Annotated in this window: 13 protein-coding genes; 7 read left to right on the forward strand and 6 right to left on the reverse strand. The window is 69.8% G+C overall.

What is annotated here, in order from left to right; translation table 11 throughout:
* Positions 1–78: 78 nt before the first annotated feature.
* Genes ABFX54_RS17295 through ABFX54_RS17310 form a run of 4 tightly spaced genes read right to left on the reverse strand, consistent with a single transcriptional unit; the run spans position 79 to position 4,944 of the window.
* Positions 79–978 carry a carbohydrate ABC transporter permease gene (locus ABFX54_RS17295; protein ID WP_346105962.1) on the reverse strand — a complete coding sequence of 300 codons (900 nt, stop codon included), beginning with the start codon at positions 976–978 and terminating at the stop codon, positions 79–81.
* Complete coding sequence (locus ABFX54_RS17300) at positions 975–2,351, reverse strand: ABC transporter permease (protein ID WP_346105964.1); 1,377 nt, start codon at positions 2,349–2,351, stop codon at positions 975–977. Before ABFX54_RS17300 ends, ABFX54_RS17295 begins: the two co-directional genes overlap by 4 nt.
* Positions 2,352–2,363: 12 nt before the next feature.
* Positions 2,364–3,689, reverse strand: coding sequence for an ABC transporter substrate-binding protein (locus ABFX54_RS17305; protein WP_346105966.1), 1,326 nt, complete (start codon positions 3,687–3,689; stop codon positions 2,364–2,366).
* A 7-nt stretch (positions 3,690–3,696) separates the two neighbouring features.
* A complete protein-coding gene (locus tag ABFX54_RS17310; RefSeq protein WP_346105968.1) occupies positions 3,697–4,944 on the reverse strand; it encodes an ABC transporter substrate-binding protein in 1,248 nt (415 codons plus the stop codon).
* 128 nt (positions 4,945–5,072) lie between these two features.
* On the opposite strand from ABFX54_RS17310, the gene ABFX54_RS17315 reads away from it, so the two are divergent.
* The 3 genes from ABFX54_RS17315 to ABFX54_RS17325 are packed head-to-tail and all read left to right on the forward strand — an operon-like array spanning position 5,073 to position 8,568.
* Positions 5,073–5,579, forward strand: a complete 507-nt coding sequence (locus tag ABFX54_RS17315; protein ID WP_346105969.1) for a PadR family transcriptional regulator — start codon at positions 5,073–5,075, stop codon at positions 5,577–5,579.
* Complete coding sequence (locus tag ABFX54_RS17320; RefSeq protein ID WP_106248131.1) at positions 5,576–6,304, forward strand: ABC transporter ATP-binding protein; 729 nt, start codon at positions 5,576–5,578, stop codon at positions 6,302–6,304. The genes ABFX54_RS17315 and ABFX54_RS17320 overlap by 4 nt, the downstream gene beginning before the upstream one ends.
* Positions 6,301–8,568 (forward strand): ABC transporter permease, encoded by a 2,268-nt coding sequence (locus ABFX54_RS17325; protein ID WP_346105970.1) that lies wholly within the window; start codon positions 6,301–6,303, stop codon positions 8,566–8,568. Before ABFX54_RS17320 ends, ABFX54_RS17325 begins: the two co-directional genes overlap by 4 nt.
* Here ABFX54_RS17325 and treS read toward each other — a convergent pair.
* Complete coding sequence (gene treS, locus ABFX54_RS17330; protein ID WP_346106068.1) at positions 8,555–10,267, reverse strand: maltose alpha-D-glucosyltransferase; 1,713 nt, start codon at positions 10,265–10,267, stop codon at positions 8,555–8,557. The genes ABFX54_RS17325 and treS overlap by 14 nt on opposite strands.
* A gap of 263 nt (positions 10,268–10,530) precedes the next feature.
* Complete coding sequence (locus ABFX54_RS17335) at positions 10,531–12,165, reverse strand: asparagine synthetase B family protein (protein WP_346105971.1); 1,635 nt, start codon at positions 12,163–12,165, stop codon at positions 10,531–10,533.
* Between the two features lie 70 nt (positions 12,166–12,235).
* On the opposite strand from ABFX54_RS17335, the gene ABFX54_RS17340 reads away from it, so the two are divergent.
* From ABFX54_RS17340 to ABFX54_RS17355, 4 genes are all read left to right on the forward strand, one after another.
* Positions 12,236–14,080: a glycosyltransferase family A protein gene (locus ABFX54_RS17340; RefSeq protein WP_346105972.1), complete on the forward strand. Its 1,845-nt coding sequence runs from the start codon at positions 12,236–12,238 to the stop codon at positions 14,078–14,080.
* A 12-nt stretch (positions 14,081–14,092) separates the two neighbouring features.
* Complete coding sequence (locus ABFX54_RS17345) at positions 14,093–14,716, forward strand: anticodon-binding protein (RefSeq protein WP_346105974.1); 624 nt, start codon at positions 14,093–14,095, stop codon at positions 14,714–14,716.
* Between the two features lie 124 nt (positions 14,717–14,840).
* Positions 14,841–16,223 (forward strand): diaminopimelate decarboxylase, encoded by a 1,383-nt coding sequence (gene lysA, locus ABFX54_RS17350; RefSeq protein WP_346105975.1) that lies wholly within the window; start codon positions 14,841–14,843, stop codon positions 16,221–16,223.
* Positions 16,220–17,509 (forward strand): homoserine dehydrogenase, encoded by a 1,290-nt coding sequence (locus ABFX54_RS17355; protein ID WP_346105976.1) that lies wholly within the window; start codon positions 16,220–16,222, stop codon positions 17,507–17,509. Before lysA ends, ABFX54_RS17355 begins: the two co-directional genes overlap by 4 nt.
* Positions 17,510–17,807 lie beyond the last annotated feature (298 nt).

The raw sequence follows: 17,807 nt of genomic DNA on the forward strand, positions 1-17,807 counted from the left end.
TTGAGCTTAGTCAGGTCTGGTACGGCTCGTCCCCGAAACGTCGGGGCGAGCCGTACCAGAATGATCACGAGGCGGCCGCTACTTCACGGAGCCGGACATCATGCCCTGGACGAAGTACCGCTGGAACGCGAAGAACAGGACCAGCGGGATGATCAGCGACATGAACGCACCGGACGAGAGAATGTCGACGTTCGACCCGAACTGCCGCATCTGAGACTGCAGATACTTGGTCATCGGCTGGTTGCCGGTGTCGGCGAAGACCAGCGCGATGAGCATGTCGTTCCACACCCAGAGGAACTGGAAGATGCCCAGCGAGGCGATGGCCGGCTTGCCCAGCGGGAAGACCACCGAGGCGAAGATCTTCCACTCCGAGGCGCCGTCCATGCGCGCCGCCTCCAGCAGGGAGGAGGGGATGCCGACGAAGAAGTTACGCAGCAGGAAGATCGCGAACGGCAGCCCGAACGCCACGTGGAACAGCACCACGCCGGGGATCGAGCCGAAGATGCCGGCGCCGCCGTAGAGGGAGGCGACGGGGATCAGCGCGATCTGGATCGGCACGATCAGCAGGCCGACGACGATGAGGAACGAGGTGTCGCGGCCGGGGAAGTCCATCCAGGCGAACGCGTACGCCGCCATGGCCGCGATGCCGATCACCAGGACCGTGGTCGGCACGGTGATCAGCACCGTGTTCCAGAAGGAGGCGGTGAAGCCGCTGCCGAGCAGGTTGGCGTAGTTCTGGATGGTCAGCTCGGCCGGCTTGGTGAAGATCGTCCACCAGCCCTCGGCGCTGTTGACCTGGTTGGTCCGCATCGAGACGACCAGCAGGCCGAGCGTGGGCACCAGCCAGAACAGGCCGAGCAGCACCATGATCACCTGGACCGCGCCGCTGCCGATGCGATCGACGATCTTGCTGGCCAGGCCCCTGCGCGGCGTCCCGGCCTCCAGCCCCTTCGGAGCCGTTGCGGTTGCCGTGGTCACGCGTTCTCCCTCCTGAACCTGCGGATGTTCATGATCATGAAGGGAAGGACCAGAACCAGCAGGAAGATGGCCAGCGCACTGCCCAGTCCCTGGTTCCCGCCACCGCCGAACGACACGCGCCACATCTCCAGCGCGACCACGTTCGCCTGCGGCTGCACCGAGGACGGGGCGATGATGAAGACCAGGTCGAACACCTTCAGGGTATTGATGATCATCGTCACGAAGACGACGAGCAGGACCGGCGACAGCAGCGGCACGGTGATCTTGCGGAACACCTGCCACTCCGTGGCGCCGTCGATGCGGGCCGCCTCCAGGGCGTCACGCGGGATCGCCGCCAGGCCGGCCGCGATCAGCACCATGGCGAATCCGGCCCACACCCAGACGAACGCGCCGATGATGGCGGGGGTGATGAGCGCCGGGCCGAGCCAGGTCAGGCCGCCGTACGAAGCCTCGAAGTTCGACTGCGGCAGCCGTACGACGTAGGACCCGGGAGCCAGGCCGTCGAAGCGGAACGAGCCGTTCTCCGCGGTCGTGGCGGTCGCCGCGACCTGGCCGTTCTGGACCGCCTCGACCGTCATGCCGGGCAGGCCCTTCTCGGTGCCGTCGATCGCGCCGCTCTGGCCGCCGCCTCCCGGCGTGAAGTCGAACCAGACGGTGCCTGACAGCCCGTCGCCCGCCGGAGCCTGCGCGGCCTGCGCGTTGGACGGCATGACGTCCGGCTTGACGCCGACGATCGGGATCAGCACCGGCTGGCCCGCCTGGGCGGGCTGCTTGGTGACGACGCCGCCGTCCTGGGCGGCCACCTGGGACTGGTCACCCTCACGCGGGCGTGCCTCGGGGTAGCCCTGCGAGGAGGAGAACGTGTCGTGGACAGTGGTGAGGATGGCGTTGGCCAGGCCCTTGTCCGGGTTCTCCTCGTAGACGAGGCGGAAGATGACGCCGGCGGCCATCAGCGAGACGGCCATCGGCATGAACACGATCAGCTTGAACGCCGTCGCCCACCTGATCCGCTCGGTCAGCACCGCGAAGATCAGGCCCAGCGTGGTGACGATGATCGGCGCGACGACGACCCAGATGAGGTTGTTGCGGATCGTGGTGAGCATGCCCTGATCGCTGAAGATCGTGGCGTAGTTGCCCAGCCCCACGAATCCGGTGCCCACCGAGTCGAACAGGCTCCGGAAGATGGAGAAGCCGATCGGATAGATCACCCAGATGCCCAGCAGCAGCGCCGCGGGCAGGAGGAAGAAGATGGCGACCGTCGGCGAGGGGCCTAGGCGTGTTCTCTTGCGGGGGGTATCAGCCGGTCCGGTGGGGGGCTCGCCCGCGGCCTCCGCCGCGGGCGAGTCCTGCCGGCCGTCCAACCGTTCGGTCACGGCCTTACCTCTTTACTTCCAGGCCTTCTTGGCCTCGGCTTCGAGCGCGTCCTGCGTGCCCTTGACGTCGGTGGGGTTGCGCAGGAAGTCCTGCAGCACCTTCCACTCGCCCTTGCCGTCGGTGCCGCCGAAGGCGCTCGGGGCCAGGTCCGACATGTCGTAGCGGACGGCGTCGCCGGCCGAGACGATCGTCTGGCCGAGCTGCTTGGTCAGCTCGTCGGGGTAGTTGTCGGGGGAGACGTTCTTGTTGGGCGACAGGTAGCCGGGCAGCTTGGCCCAGATCTCGCCGCCCTCCTTGGAGGCCAGGAACTGCACCAGCGCCATGGCGCCGGGGGAGTCCTTCATGGCCACCGCGACGTCGCCGCCGAGCACGACCGGAGCGGTGTCACCGGCCTTGGGGAACGGGAAGTACTTGGCCTCCTCGCCGAGCTTGGCGCCCGACTGCACGGCCTCGACGGCCACGAAGTCGGCCTCGATCACCATGGCGGCCTTCTTGGTGCTGTAGACGTCGTTCACGCAGGTGGGGAAGTCGGTCTGGAGAGCGCCCGACGAGCCGCCCGCGACGAACTCCTTCTTGCCGGCGATCTGCGCGATCTTCTCCAGCGCGGTCTTCACACTCGGGTCGGTCCACGGGATCTCGTGCTTGGAGAGCTTGTCGTAGTTCTCCGGGCCCGCGGTGGACAGGTAGACGTTCTCGAAGAGGTCGGTCAGCGTCCAGCCGGAGGCGCCGCAGAGCGAGAACGGCGCGGTGCCGGAGTCGGCCAGGGTCTGCGCCGACTTCACCAGCTCGTCCCAGGTGGTGGCCGGCTGCACGCCCGCCTCGTCGAAGGCCGACGAGCGGTACCAGACCAGCGACTTGTGCGCCGCCTTGATCAGCACGCCGTAGACCTGCCCGTCGACGGAGCCGAGCTCCTTCCAGTACGGGGTGTAGTTGGCGTCGATCTCCTTGGTGACGTCGGCGGACAGCGGCTTGAGCGCCTTCTGCTCCGCGTACTGCTGCACCAGGCCGGGCTGCGGCAGGATCGCCACGTCCGGCGGGTTGTTGCCCTGGATGCGCGGGCCCAGGTAGGCGCCCGTGTCCTCGCCGGTGGAGGCGTAGGTGACCTCCGCGCCGGTCTTGTCGGAGAAAGCCTTGAGCACCTGCTCGAAGTTCTTCTGCTCCGCCCCGGTCCACTTGGCGGCGACTTCGAGCTTCACGCCCTGGAGCGTCTTGCCGCCTCCGCCGCTGGCGGGCGCCGACTCCGACGCGGTGGGCGCGGTGGTCGTCGGCGCGTTACCGCAGGCGGCGACGGCTACCGCGAGCCCGGCCAGGATCGCTGCTGCTCTGCCTTTTCGCATGGCTGCCTCACTGGGTTCTGATGATTTCTTCGAGTTCTGACTTCATGGAGGCCGCGACGTCGTCGGCGGACTCCGGGGAGGGGTCGCCCAGCGCCTTGGCGACCGAACTGGCGATCACCAGGCTGAGCTGGTTGTAGTTGGCGCTCACCGGCCGTGCCCTGGCGGCGAGGATGCTCTCCTTGAGCACCGGCAGGTAAGGGAAACGCTTGATGAGGTCGGGGTCGTCGTAGAGCTCGGTCCACACGGGCGGGAACGAGCCTTCGGTGAGGACCCGGCGCTCGTTCTCCAGGCTCGTGAAGTAGCGGATGAACTCCTGTGCGGTGTGCTGGTGCTTGGAGTAGGCGCTGATGGCGAGGTTCGCGCCGCCCAGCGTGCTGGAGCCGGGGCCGCTCCGGCCGGGCAGCCGGGTCACGCCCAGCTTGCGGCCCAGCTCGGCCTTGGCCGGTCCGTACGCGTGCGGCCAGTTCCTGGCGAAGGCCAGGCGGCCCTCCTGGAAGGCCAGGCGCGACTCCTCCTCCTTGTAGCTCAGCGACTCCTTGGGGATCCAGCCCTCGCGCAGCCCCTGGAGCAGGAAGCCGAGCGCGGTCCCGCCCGTGACGGGGTCGAGGGTGACCTCGGTGCCGTCCTGGCTGACGATCTGCCCGCCGGCCGACTGCACGGCCTCGGAGAAGTTGACCGTGAGCCCCTCGTAGGCAAGAAACTGCCCCGCATAGCCCCCTATGTTGTGCTTTTTCGTAATCTGTCGTGATTGCTGGCGAAGCTCGGCCCATGTCCTGGGCGGCTTCTTCACCAGGTCCGTCCGGTAGTAGAGCAACCCGGCGTTGCTCGTGTACGGGACGGCCCAGAGCTTGTCCTTGTAGATCGCCGTCTCCACGACGGGCGGCAGGAACCTGTCGAGCGGGAACAACCCGCGCTCCAGGGGGATGATCCAGCCGTTCTCCGCGAATTCGGCGGTCCACACGACGTCCAGCCCCAGCACGTCGTAGCGGCTGCTGCGGGCCTGGAGGTTGGCCCCGATCTGGGCACGCTGCTCGTCGGCGGCCTCGGGCAGCTCCAGCAGCGTCACCTTCTCGGCCGGGTGGGCCTGGTTCCAGCGGTCCAGCAGGGGTTGCAGGTACGCCGTGGTGTCGCGTCCGGTGGCGAACGTGATCGGGCCTGTGCCGCCCGTCCCGGTCTCGCCGCCGCCCTCGTCGCCCGTCGCCGCGCATCCAGCCGCCAGGGCGACGGCCAGCAGCACCGGCAGCGAGCGAAGCACTGTTACCTCCGCGTTCGGATCGGTTTACATACGTGTTAGGTAGATGCATTCATGTTATGCACACCTGTAATCTGTAGGTCAACGGATATCTCTGTAACGCGTACGTAACATGAGTGAGGGGGTGGGCGGTGCGGCCGCACCTGCTGGCGCTTCTGGCCAAGGAGCCGGCTCATGGCTACGAGCTGAAACAGGCGCTTGAGCAGACCTTCGGCAGCGCCTATCCCTCCCCCAACATCGGCCAGATATACGTGACCCTCGGCCGGCTGGAGAAGGACGGCCTGATCAGGGCGGTCGACGTCGAGCAGTCCAACCGGCCCAACAAGAAGGTCTACTATCTGACCGCCAAGGGCCGGGAGGTGCTGGAGGCCTGGGTCGACGAGCCTACCGAGGGCCCCAGGGTGCGCGACGAGTTCTTCATGAAGCTCGTGCTCGCCCCGCTCACCGGCATCGCCGACCGGATGGCGCTGATCAGCCGGCAGCGCCGCCACTATCTGTCGCTCATGAGCGACCTCAACGACATCCTCTCCCGTACGCCCGACACGGATCGGGTGGCGATGCTGCTCATCGAGGGAGCGATGTTGCACCTTCAAGCCGACCTTGACTGGTTGGAGCGATGCCAGGAGGATCTGGCATGAGCACGGTTGTGAAAACGGTCAATCTGGTCAAAATCTACCAGGATGGCGCGGTGCCCGTGCCTGCCGTGCGCGGGGTGGACCTCCAGGTCGAGCCGGGAGAGTTCGTCGCGATCATGGGGCCGTCCGGCTCGGGGAAGTCCACGCTCGTCCACATGCTGGGCGGGCTCGACACCAGGACCAGCGGCGAGATCTGGCTCGACGGCAAGCGGGTGGACACCCTCTCGGAGAGCGCCTGGGCGCTGCTGCGGCGCAAGCGCATCGGCTTCGTCTTCCAGTTCTTCAACCTGGTCGCCAACATGACCGTCGGCGACAACGTCGAGCTGCCCGCGCTGCTGTCCGGCGCCTCGCCCAAGGTGGCCCGCGAGCGCCGGGAGAGCCTGCTGGCCGCGCTCAACCTGACCGACAGGGCCGAGGCCGCGCCCGCCCAGCTCTCCGGCGGTGAGCAGCAGCGGGTGGCGCTGGCCAGGGCGCTGGCCAACGAGCCCAGCCTGCTGCTGGCCGACGAGCCCACGGGCAACCTCGACAGCCGCAACACCCGCGACGTGCTCCGCCTGCTCGGCGAGGTGCACAAGGAGGGGCAGACCATCGTCATGGTCACCCACGACGCCCGCGTGGCGAGCCTGGCCGACCGGCTGGTGTCGCTGTTCGACGGGGAGATCGTGGACGACGGGCGCATCGCGCGCAGGCGTACGCGCACGGCCGGTGAAGTGATCGACCTCCGGTGAGCGCGTCTCTGGCGGGAAACCGGTGGATCAGGGCCGACCTGCGGGCCAGGAAGGGCCAGGCGGTGCTGACCGTGCTGACCGTGGCCGGGATCGTGGCCGCGCTGATCACCGCGGCGACCCTGCTCGAAGACGGCACCAACCCGTGGCGCAGCCTGTTCGCCCAGACCGACGGGGCCCACGTCTGGCTGCACACCAAGGACAGCCCCCAGGTGGCCCTGGGCGGCATCGACGGCGTCACCCAGACCGCGGGCCCCTACCGGTCGGCGCCCGTCACCGTGGCGCAAGACGGCAAGAAGGAGCCGGCCTCGCTGCGCGCGATGCCGGCCACCCCGCCGCTGGTGGCCCATCCCGTGGTGGCCGAGGGCAGGTGGCTGGACCCCTCCCAGCCCGACGGGGCCGTGGTCGAACGCTCCTTCGCCGCCTCGCTGGGGCTGCGCATCGGCGCCGCGTTCACCATCATCGCGATCAGCGGCGAGCGCCACACCCTCTATGTACGCGGCATCGCCGACTCCGCCGACCAGGGCTTCTATCCCGAGTGGACACCCGGCCTGGCCTACGTGCTGCCCATCATGCTCGACCGCATCGAGCCCATGCTCGGCCGCAGCGAGTGGGTGACCGGGTTACGCCTGGCCGACCCCGAGGCGTCCCAGGTGGTCTCGCAGCGCGTGGTCGTCATGCTGGAGGACCGCCTGCAGCGCGTCTACACCTGGCGCGAGGTCAGAGCGGCCATGGAGCTGGACAACCGGCTGCTGGGCACGCTGCTGGCGCTGTTCGGCGTGGTCGGGCTGGTGGCCGCCGCGCTCGCGCTGGCCAACGCGGCCGGTGGCCGGGTGCTCGGCCAGCTTCGTGACCTGGCCACGCTCAAGTCGCTGGGCTTCACCCGGGGCCAGATCGCGCTGCTGCTCCTGGTCGAGCACGGTGCCCTGGGCCTGCTGGGGGTGGTGATCGGCGCGCTTTCCGGCTGGGGCGTGATGGCGGCGATGCTCGGCGCGACCTCCGTGGCGCCCATCCCCGTGCTGGCCATCGTCGCGGGCACGGCTTTGACGGTGCTGGCCGCCGTCGGCGTGCCGGCCTGGCGGGGCGGGCGCACGCCGCCCATCCCCGACGTGCCCGCCGCGCCGCCCAGGGGCCGCCTGTCCAGGCTGGCCCGGCTGGCCCTGCTCGTACGCCTGCCGCCCGCCCTCGTCCTCGGCACCAGAGACGCCTTCACCCGGCGGGTGCCGGCCTTCCTGACGGCGTTCGGCCTGGCCGTGCCGATGATGATGATCACCATCGGGCTCGGCGTGTGGGCCACGCTCGACAACTTCCTCGCCCACCCCGAACAGGTGGGCCAGCACGCCGGCCTCTACGCCAGGCCCGGCAAGATCGAGCCGGCCGAGGCCGAGCGGCTCGTCAGGGCCGACAAGGACGTGGCCGCCGTCTATCCGGGCACCGACGTGAACGCGCTGGCCCCCGGCGAGGCCCGGTCGGTCAGGGTGCGGGCGATCGGCAGCTCGACGCAGCCGTACCCGTTCCCCGTGGTCGAAGGCCGCGAATACGGGCGCCAGGGCGAGGCGGTCGCCGGGCAGGGTCTGCTGGACCTGCTCGGGGTCAAGATCGGTGACCGGGTGCGGCTCACCGTGGGCGGCACCCCGCTGATCGTCAGGATCGTCGGCAGGACCGTCGAGCCCGAGCAGGACGGCGAGGTGCTCTCGGTGGGGCTCGACAGCCTGGCGGCCAAGGACTCGGTGCCGCCGGAGTTCTACGCGCTGGCCCTCAAGCCGGGCGCCGACCCGTCGGAGGTGCGCGGCCGGTTGCTGGCCGAGTCGAAGGAGGGCCTGGACGTGCAGGCCGCGATCAACCCGGCCGACCGGCTGTCGATCATCAGGGTGGTGATCGTGGCGCTGATCGCCGTGCTGACCCTCATCGGCCTGGCCAACCTGCTCACCGCCAGCGCGCTCGGCCTGCGCGACCACGCGTTCGACCTGGCCGTGCTCAAGGCCATGGGTCTGACCCCGCGCCAGGTCATGGCCACGCTCGTGACCGGCACGGGCCTGCTGGTCGTGCTCGGCGTCGGCGTGGGCGCCGCGGCCGGTGTCTCCGTCGTCACCGGCCTGATCGACCTGCAAGGTCACACCAGCGGGGTCGGCGCGGGCATCGGCCGCGCGCCGTCACCGCTGACGGTGACCGTGACGGTGCTGGTGGCCGTGGGCACGGCGCTCGCGGTCGCGCTCATCCCCGCGCGCCGCGCGGCCCGTGCCCAGGTGCCCGTCACTTCTCGGTGAGGCTGTCCTCGGGCTTCTTCAGCGCGAACCAGTAGAAGCCGTGCCCCGGCAGCGTGAGCAGGTAGGGCAGCTCCCCGATCGACGGGAAGGGCACCCCGCCCCGCGCCTCGACGGGCGTCATGCCCTCGAAGCGGCGCAGGTCCAGCTCTACCGGCTGCGGGAACTTCGACAGGTTGTTGACGCACAGCATCACGTCGTCGCGGTCCTCGCGCACGTAGGTGAGCACGCAGGGGTTGGAGGACCACATTTCCGTGTACGCCCCGACGCCGAACACCGGGTGCCTGCGCCGGATCTCCAGCATCTTGCGGGTGAACTGCAGCAGAGACCCTTCGTGGCGCTGCTGGGCCTCCACGTTGACCGCCTGGAAGCCGTAGATCGGGTCCATGACCGCGGGCAGGTAGAGCCGCCCGGGGTCGGCGGAGGAGAACCCGGCGTTGCGGTCGGGGCTCCACTGCATCGGCGTGCGGACCGAGTCGCGGTCCTCCAGCCAGATGTTGTCGCCCATGCCGATCTCGTCGCCGTAGTAGATGATCGGCGAGCCCGGCAGTGACAACAGCAGCGCGGTGAACAGCTCGATCCGGTCCCTGTCGTTGTCGAGCAGCGGGGCCAGGCGCCGGCGGATGCCCAGGTAGGCCCGCATGCGCGGGTCCTTGGCATACTCCTTGTGCATGTAGTCGCGCTCTTCCTCGGTCACCGTCTCGAGCGTGAGCTCGTCGTGGTTGCGCAGGAAGATGCCCCACTGCGCCTTCTCGGGCAGCTTGGGGGTGAGCGACATGATCTCGGAGATCGGCTCGCGGGTCTCCTTCTTCACCGCCATGTAGATGCGCGGCATCAGCGGGAAGTGGAAGGCCATGTGGCACTCGTCGCCCCCGGTGGTGGGGTCGCCGAAGTACTCGACCACGTCCTCGGGCCAGCCGTTGGCCTCCGCCAGCAGCACCCGGTCGGGGTAGAGGCGGTCGACCTCGGAGCGGACCTTCTTCAGGTAGGCGTGCGTCTCCGGCAGCCCGGAGCAGGCCGTGCCCTCCCGCTCGAACAAATAGGGCACCGCGTCCAGCCGGAAACCGTCGATGCCGAGGTCCAGCCAGAACCGCAGCACCTCCAGCATGGCCTCCTGCACCGCCGGGTTGTCATAGTTCAGGTCCGGCTGGTGGTGGAAGAAACGGTGCCAGTAGTACTGCTTACGCACCGGGTCGTAGGTCCAGTTGGACTCCTCCGCGCCGATGAAGATGATCGGCGCGTCGGGATAGCCACCAGGATGGTCCGACCACACGTAGAAGTCGCCGTACGGCCCTTCGGGATCGTGCCGGGACGCCTGGAACCAGGGGTGCCGGTCACTGGTGTGGTTCATCACGAGGTCGGTGATGATCCGCAGGCCGCGCTCGTGCGCCGCCTCGATCAGCTGCACGAAGTCCCCCAGGTCCCCGAAGTCCGGGAGGATCTTCATGTAGTCCGAGATGTCATATCCGCCGTCGCGCAGCGGGGACTCGTACAGCGGCAGCAGCCACAGGCAGTCCACGCCCAGCCACTCGAGATAGCCGAGCTTCTCGATGAGGCCGCGCAGGTCGCCGGTGCCGTCGCCGTTGGAGTCCTTGAACCCCCGGACGAGAACCTCGTAGAACACCGCCCGCTTGTACCAGGCTGGATCCTCCGAGACGAAGGCCTCGGAGATCGGCTCTGATATTGGGGATGCGTTGATCATTATGTCGCTCACAGGAAGAGATGTGGGCAGGACGAAGTCACCGGTTGCCCCGGCGTTGTTATCTGGTGACCGCGCCGCGTGGGGTCGTCATCCCTGCGAACCCCATGCCCTCGGACGGAACCTGATTTGTGATCTGGTGCCCGTTTGTGCGGCGCTTACGGGCCGAACACTACCAGCCCGTTGGCTTTCCGGAACCCGCTTCTGCTGTGCGATGGTTAATACCCGGGAGATCCGTATGTAATCGCCCTGTTACCGAGAGTTCACTAAAAAGGTGTGGCCAGGTCCGAGAGGTCGCTCTCGAAGTCATTCAGCCACAGTCCGAACAGCACCAGACCGCGCACCCAGAATCGATCGTTCCAGCCGTTGAACCTGGTCAGCGCGTCCGGTCCGCCGGCGACCACCTCGTGCAGCTCGTCCGACAGCAGCCCCGGCACCCGGTTCACCACGATCTCCAGCATGCGGTGCGAATAATTTCGGGCAGGCGCCGCCGTGGAACGCAGGGGCACCCTCCGCAGGGGCTGCTTGACCACGTTCGTGGAGGGCAGGGCGGCCACCCTCGGGTTGGCGGCATGCAGCACCTCGCGGTAGAAGCGGCCCTTGTCCTTGCGGGCCACGCCCACCGACAGCGCCGCGTCGAAGAACTCAGGATGGATGAATGGCGCCGCGAACGACGCCTCAGGGCCCACCAGGTTGACCGCCGAGCGTGCGATGCCCCGCACGGTTCTCGTGTGCAGCACCGACAGGGGCAGCTCGGCCCGGTGCCCGTGGAGCATGGAGGTGGCGGTCGCGAACTGCTCGCGTACGGTCTCCTCCATCCACTGGGCCGCCGCCTTGGACAGGAACGGCTGCGTCGGCTGCCCGAGCGACAGCGAGCCCAGCACGGCCGCCGAGCGCTCCTCCTGCGTGGTGGCCTCCAAGGCGGCCCCGCTGACCATGAAGTTCTTCAGCAGCGGACCTCCGGCCAGGCCGTCGACCAGGATCCGGCCCGCGCCGTGCACCTCCTTGGCGAAGGGCGCGTACCAGGCGTGGTGCGGGGTCAGGTATTCGAGCCTGCGCGCCACCTCCATCGCGTCCTCGGGGTAGGCGGCCGCGTCCTGGGTGATCACCCGGTGCGCGATGCCCAGCTCCCTGGTGATCGACCGGGCGAACGCGATGTCGGTGTCGGTGCCGTCGTCGGGGCTCGTCGTCCACGACTCCACGTCCATGCCCCTGGCGCTGGCCACGCCGGCCAGCAGCCGCGAGTCGTACCCGCCGCTGACCGGCACCAGGAGTTTGCGGCCGTCGTAGTCCTCGTAGACCTTGTGCAGCAGCTCGACGATCTCGCCCGGGCTGATCCACGACTCGAACGGCTCCGTGCGCAGCCAGCGCGGCAGCAGCCGCTCCGTGGAAAGCCGGCCGTCCTCGCAGACCAGCGCGCTCGCCCCCGGCAGCCGCTTGACCTCGCTGTACGGCGTCGCCTCGCCCAGCGGGAACGTGACCTGCAGGATCGAGGCCCACGCCGACCAGTCGATCGCGACCGGCGCGAGGTTCAGCAGGGGCTGGATGAGGGAGGAGAAGTAGACCGCGTCGCCCAGGCGCACGTAGTAGAGGTCCACCAGGCCCAGCGCGCCGGTGTGCAGTGTCACCTTGCGCCCGTCGCCGATCAGCCCCGGCGTCTCGTACGTCTCCGCGACCGTGATCCACTCGTCGGGGGCCTTCGGCCTGCGCTCGCCCCAGGCGAACGCGAACGCGTGGCCCGCCCGGTGATAGGGCGGCAGCGGCGTGGAGCTGTACAGCGTCGCCTCGGGCGACTGCAGAGCCGGGAGCACCTTCGGTCCTGAGGCTGTCAGCTTGCCGAGTACGGCGGCGTCGATCCGGCCGAGAGCGCCACAGATATAGGGCCTTACATTGAACTGCACCGGATCTCATCCCTTCGAGACGCTTCCCGCAAAAGAGTATCCTTTGCCGGGCTGAGAGAGCGGAGGTCCAGTGTCCACAGAGCTTGAAAGCACGCGCCGGGCGTTGCGTGAGGCCGTGTCCCAGGCCGGACGGGCGGCCGAGCTGGCCAGGCTGCTGGACGCCGCCCAGGCCAGGCTGGCAGCGGCGGAGCAGAACGCCGAGGAGGCCAAGGCGCTGGCCGAGCAGCTGAGCGAGGCCGAGGAGCGGCTCGCCGCCGAGCAGGCGGCGGCCGACAAGCTGCGCAAGGAGCTGGCCGAGCAGCGCTTCCAGGCCGAGGTGGCCAACTGGAAGCTGTCGTCGATCAAGGTCGCCCGCTGGAACCGCCTCGGCGACGCCATCAAGAGCGGCAAGAGCAACCCGGTGCGCCTGGCCAGGGGTCTCAAGGGCGCCGCCAAGCCGGTCAAGCGGCCCAGCGCGCCCAAGCGCAGGCCCGTGGCCGCGGTCAAGCCCAAGGACGAGCGCCCGGGTGCGGCGTTCCAGGCCACCAGCACCACCAGGACGCTCGGCGGCGCCTCCTTCAAGCTCAAGCCGTTCCGGGTGCCGACGGGCCCCAACACGCGCCCGCACCTGACCGCCGCGGTGATCGCCGACCCGCACGCCGAGGCGCTGCTGCGCTACGAGTGGCGGCAGACCACCGGGTTCACGCCCCGCGACTTCGCCAGGGTGCTGCCGCTCGAAGTGCCCCACCTGCTGGTCGTCGAGTCCGTCACGCAGGGCCCGTGGGCCGAGGAGATCACCGGAGAGCCGGGCGAGGGGCTCAAGGCGCTGCTGGCCTGGTGCGCCGAGCGCGGCATCCGCACGGTCTTCTGGCACACCGGGGGCGATGTCGCCGCCTATGCCGCCGCGGCCGACCTGTTCGAGCACCGCTTCACCACCGACCTGACCGTGGCCTGGCCGCGGCTGCAGTTCGGGGTGCAGCCGCGGGTGCACAACCCGCTGCCGCTGGCCGGGGGCCGCATCGACCGGGTGCTCACGCTCGACCAACTCCTGCCCGGCCACCTGGCCTACCCCGACGTCCTGACCTCCTACCGCTGGCCCGCCGCCGCCGACTGCCCGCCGGGCACCCCGCAGTGGCGGCTGGCCGAGATCGCGGCCTGCGGCACGCCCATCGGCACCGAGGACGACTCGCGGCGGGCGCACGTGGCGCTGCGGCGGGCGTACTCGATGGGGACGATGAGCGAGCGCATCGACGAGCTGCTGGACGCCATCGGCCTGCCCAGCGCGCGGCCCACGCTCAACACCTCCGTGCTGCTGCCCATCCTCGACCCGTACCTGATGGAGCACGCGCTCGCCCAGGTCGCCCGGCAGTCGGGCGTCGACCAGCTCATCGTCATCGGGCCGCCGGAGGCCGAGCTGCGCGCCCGCGACGTGCTGCCGGACGTGGAGGTCATCTACCGGCGCCCGCAGCCGGCGATGACCGAGGGCGCGATGCTCAACGCCGGCATCGACCTGTGCGAGGCCGACCTCGTCGCGGTCATGGACCCGCGCGACGTCTACGGCCCCCACTACCTGTCGGACCTGCGCCGGGCCTTCCTGTTCACCACCGCCGACATCGTCGGCAAGGCCGCCTTCTACGCCCACCTGCGCAAGCCCCAGGCCACGCTGCTCAAGCAGCCCGACGCTGAATACTCCTACCTGCCCGAGATCACCGGCGGCACCCTCCTGGCCAGGCGCAACGCCCTGCGCGAGCTGGGCTTCGCCGACCTCACGGAGGGCTGGGACGAGGTCCTGATGCGGCAGTGCCGTACGGACGGGATCAAGGTGTTCTCCGCCGACCGGTTCGGCTACGTGCGGGTGCGTGACGAGGACCGCTGGCTGCTGGGGGCGGCCCACCTGGTCGAATACGGCTCGGCCGAGCCGCACGCGCTCATCTGAGAGGGTGTCCGCATGACACCCGAGGAGCTGGCCGCCGTGCTCGGTGAGCCGCCGGCGCCCGAGGGGTCGTGGGAGCGCGAGGCCGTCTACGTCTCCGCCGCCGCGCTGCGGCGGGGCCTGGACGCGGGGGAGCTGGCCGAGCGGGTGCGGGCGCTCGGCGGGGTCGCTTCTGTGGAGGTGCGCGGGAAGGGGTTCCTGCGGATCGTCGTGACCGTGCCGGGCGACCTGCTGCGGTCGGCCTGGGCACGCCCGCCGTTCGAGCCTTCGTGGCCGGACTTTCCCCGTACGTGGGACAACCCCGGCTTCGTGGTGCGTTACGGGCACGCGCGCGCCTGCGCCGCGTTGAGGTGGGCCCGCGAGCTGGGGGTGCCGGAGACCGGGTTCGCGGCCGAGCTGCTCGACGACCCCTGGCACCGCCGGGTGCTGCGGGCGCTGGCCGAGCTGCCAGGGCGGCTGGTCAGCAGGGAGCCCGGCTGGGAGAGCTACCTTTTGCGGCTGGCGCTGGCCTATCACGACGCCCATGAGCGGGCTCCGGCCGTTCCCATGGGGGAGGAGGAGCCGGGTGCCGTGCACACGGCGCGGGTACGGGTGGCGGCGGCCGTGCGCGAGGTCCTGCCGGGCCCCGATCGGCTGTAATGAATCACAAAATATTCGGTTAAAAGGCGAAAAAGCGTAAAAATATCCCTTCCAGGGCGTGATCGCGTCTCGATACGTGGTCACAGGGTCATGGCTCACTGGCGCTTCCGATAGCCTCGATCGGGTGAGTCGATTCGCCCACCCCGCCGGGGACCGGCACGCCGAGATGCTGCCGCACGAGCGCCCGCCGCTGGCGCCCGCCGACCTCAACCGGATCAACCCCTCGATCTGGCCCCGAACGTCGAGCCGGGCGGAAGGCGCGCTCACCGTCGGCGGCGTGGACGTGCGCGACCTGGCCCGCGATCACGGCACCCCGCTCTACGTCATCGACGAGGACGACGTGCGCTCGCGCATGCGCGACTACGCGACGGCGTTCGCCGGCTCCGAGGTCCACTACGCCGGCAAGGCGTTCCTGTGCAAGGAGATCGTGCGCTGGCTCCAGGACGAGGGCCTCGGCCTCGACGTGGCCAGCAGCGGTGAGCTGGCGGTCGCGCTGAGCGTCGGCTTCCCCGCCGAGCGCATCACCATGCACGGCAACAACAAGTCCAAGGCCGAGCTGGCCAAGGCCCTGGAGGCCGGGGTCGGCCACATCGTGGTCGACTCCTACGACGAGATCACCAGGCTCGGTTACCTCGCCGAGCAGCTGGGCAAGCGGCCCAAGGTGATGGTCAGGGTGACCACCGGGGTCGAGGCCCACACCCACGAGTTCATCGCCACGGCCCACGACGACCAGAAGTTCGGCCTGTCGCTGAACGCGGGGGCCGCGGCCGAGGCCGTGCGCCGCATCCTCGCCCTGCCGCAGCTTGAGCTGGTCGGCCTGCACTCCCACATCGGCTCCCAGATCGTCGACACGGCCGGGTTCGAGGTGGCCGCGCGCCGGCTGGCCACGCTGCTCGTCCAGATCAAGGACGAACACGGCGTCGTGCTGCCCGAGCTCGACCTCGGCGGCGGTTACGGCATCGCCTACGTCGACGGCGACGAGGCCCCCGACATCAAGGAGCTCGCCGACGGCCTGCGCGAGATCGTCGCCAAGGTCTGCGTGGACGCCGGCCTGCCCGTGCCCCGCCTCACCGTCGAGCCAGGACGCACCATCGTCGGCCCCGGCGGCATCACCCTCTACGAGGTCGGCACCATCAAGGACGTCGAGGGCCTGCGCACCTACGTGAGCATCGACGGCGGTATGAGCGACAACGTGCGCACGGCACTCTACGGCGCCGAATACACCGCCGCGCTGGTCAGCCGGTCAAGTGAGGCCGAGCCCATGCTCAGCCGCCTGGTCGGCAAGCACTGCGAGAGCGGCGACATCATCGTGCGCGACTTCCACCTGCCGGCCGACCTCGCCCCCGGTGACCTGATCGCCGTGGCCGCGACCGGCGCCTACTGCCGTTCGCTGGCCAACAACTACAACTACCTGCCCAGGCCCGCCGTGGTCGCCGTCTCAGGCGGCGTCTCGCGCGTGATCGTGCAGGGCGAGACCGAGGACGACTTGTTGAGGGGGCAGCTGTGAAACCGCTGAAAGTGGCTCTGCTGGGCTGCGGCGTCGTCGGGTCTCAGGTCATCAGGCTCATGCACGAGCAGGCCGGCGACCTGGCCGCCCGCGTCGGGGCCCCGCTGGAGCTGGCCGGTGTCGCCGTACGCAGGCTGGGCCGCAAACGCGACGTCGAGGTCGACCCCGCGCTGCTCACCACCGACGCCGAGGCGTTGGTCACCCGCGACGACGTCGACATCGTGATCGAGGTCATCGGCGGCATCGAGCCCGCCCGCTCGCTGATCGTCTCCGCCCTGTCCAGGGGCAAGTCCGTGGTCACCGCCAACAAGGCGCTGCTGGCCGCCGACGGCGCCGCGCTCCACGAGGCCGCCAGGACCGGCCGCGGCGACCTCTACTTCGAGGCCAGCGTGGCCGGGGCCATCCCGCTGCTGCGCCCCCTGCGAGAGTCGCTGGCCGGCGACCACGTCAAACGGGTGCTCGGCATCGTCAACGGCACCACCAACTACATCCTCGACAAGATGGACTCCACGGGCGCCTCCTTCACCGACGCCCTGGAGGAGGCCCAGGCCCTCGGTTACGCCGAGGCCGACCCGACCGCCGACGTCGAGGGCTTCGACGCCGCCGCCAAGGCCGCCATCCTCGCCGGGCTCGCCTTCCACAGCCGGGTGCGCGCCGAGGAGGTGCACCGCGAGGGCATCACCGACATCACCGCCACCGACGTCGCCTCCGCCAAGGCCATGGGCTACGTCATCAAGCTGCTGGCCATCTGTGCCCGCTCCGACGACGGCCGCTCGTTCGGCGTGCGGGTCCACCCGGCGATGATCCCGCGCTCCCACCCGCTGGCCGGGGTACGTGAGGCGTACAACGCGGTCTTCGTCGAGGCCGAGTCGGCCGGGCAGCTCATGTTCTACGGCAAGGGCGCCGGCGGGGCCCCGACCGCCTCAGCCGTGCTCGGCGACCTGGTGGCCGTCGGCCGCAACCGCCTGGCCGGCACGCGCGGGCCCGAGGAGTCCACCTACGCCGACCTGGCCGTCCACCCGATGGGCGACACCGTCACGCGCTGCCACGTGGCGCTCGACGTCGCCGACAAGCCGGGCGTGCTGGCGCGGGTGGCGGAGCTGTTCGCCAAGCACGACGTGTCGATCCAGACCGTGCGCCAGGAGGGGCACGGCGACGACGCCCAGCTCGTCATCGTCACCCACCGCGCCACGGACGCCGCGCTGACGGCGACCATGGAGGGGCTGCGCGAGCTCGACATCGTGCGGGCGGTGGCGAGCGTGATGCGGGTCGAGGGCGACGAGTGACGCGGGGTTCCGTGTTCTCGTTCACCGGCCGTGAACGAGGGCCGTATCCGCGTCCGCCGGGTGGTGGAACGGGCGTAGGGTAGGCGCCGATCGGTTGCCGAGTGGTCAGGAGCACCTCGTTCATGTCCCCCACCCCCTGCGGTTTCGCGCGTACGCCGGAGAAGGAGCCGGCCCGCCTGCACTGGGCCGGAGCCGGCTGGGCGGTCGACGGGCAGCCGCCCGACGCGGCCGCCCTGGATCCGATGCGCGGGCTGGAGATCGTGCGGCACCGGGCCGTCCGGCCACTCGATCTCCAGCC

It is taken from the genome of Nonomuraea maheshkhaliensis, assembly GCF_039529435.1.
In the GTDB taxonomy this organism is placed as follows: domain Bacteria; phylum Actinomycetota; class Actinomycetes; order Streptosporangiales; family Streptosporangiaceae; genus Nonomuraea; species Nonomuraea maheshkhaliensis.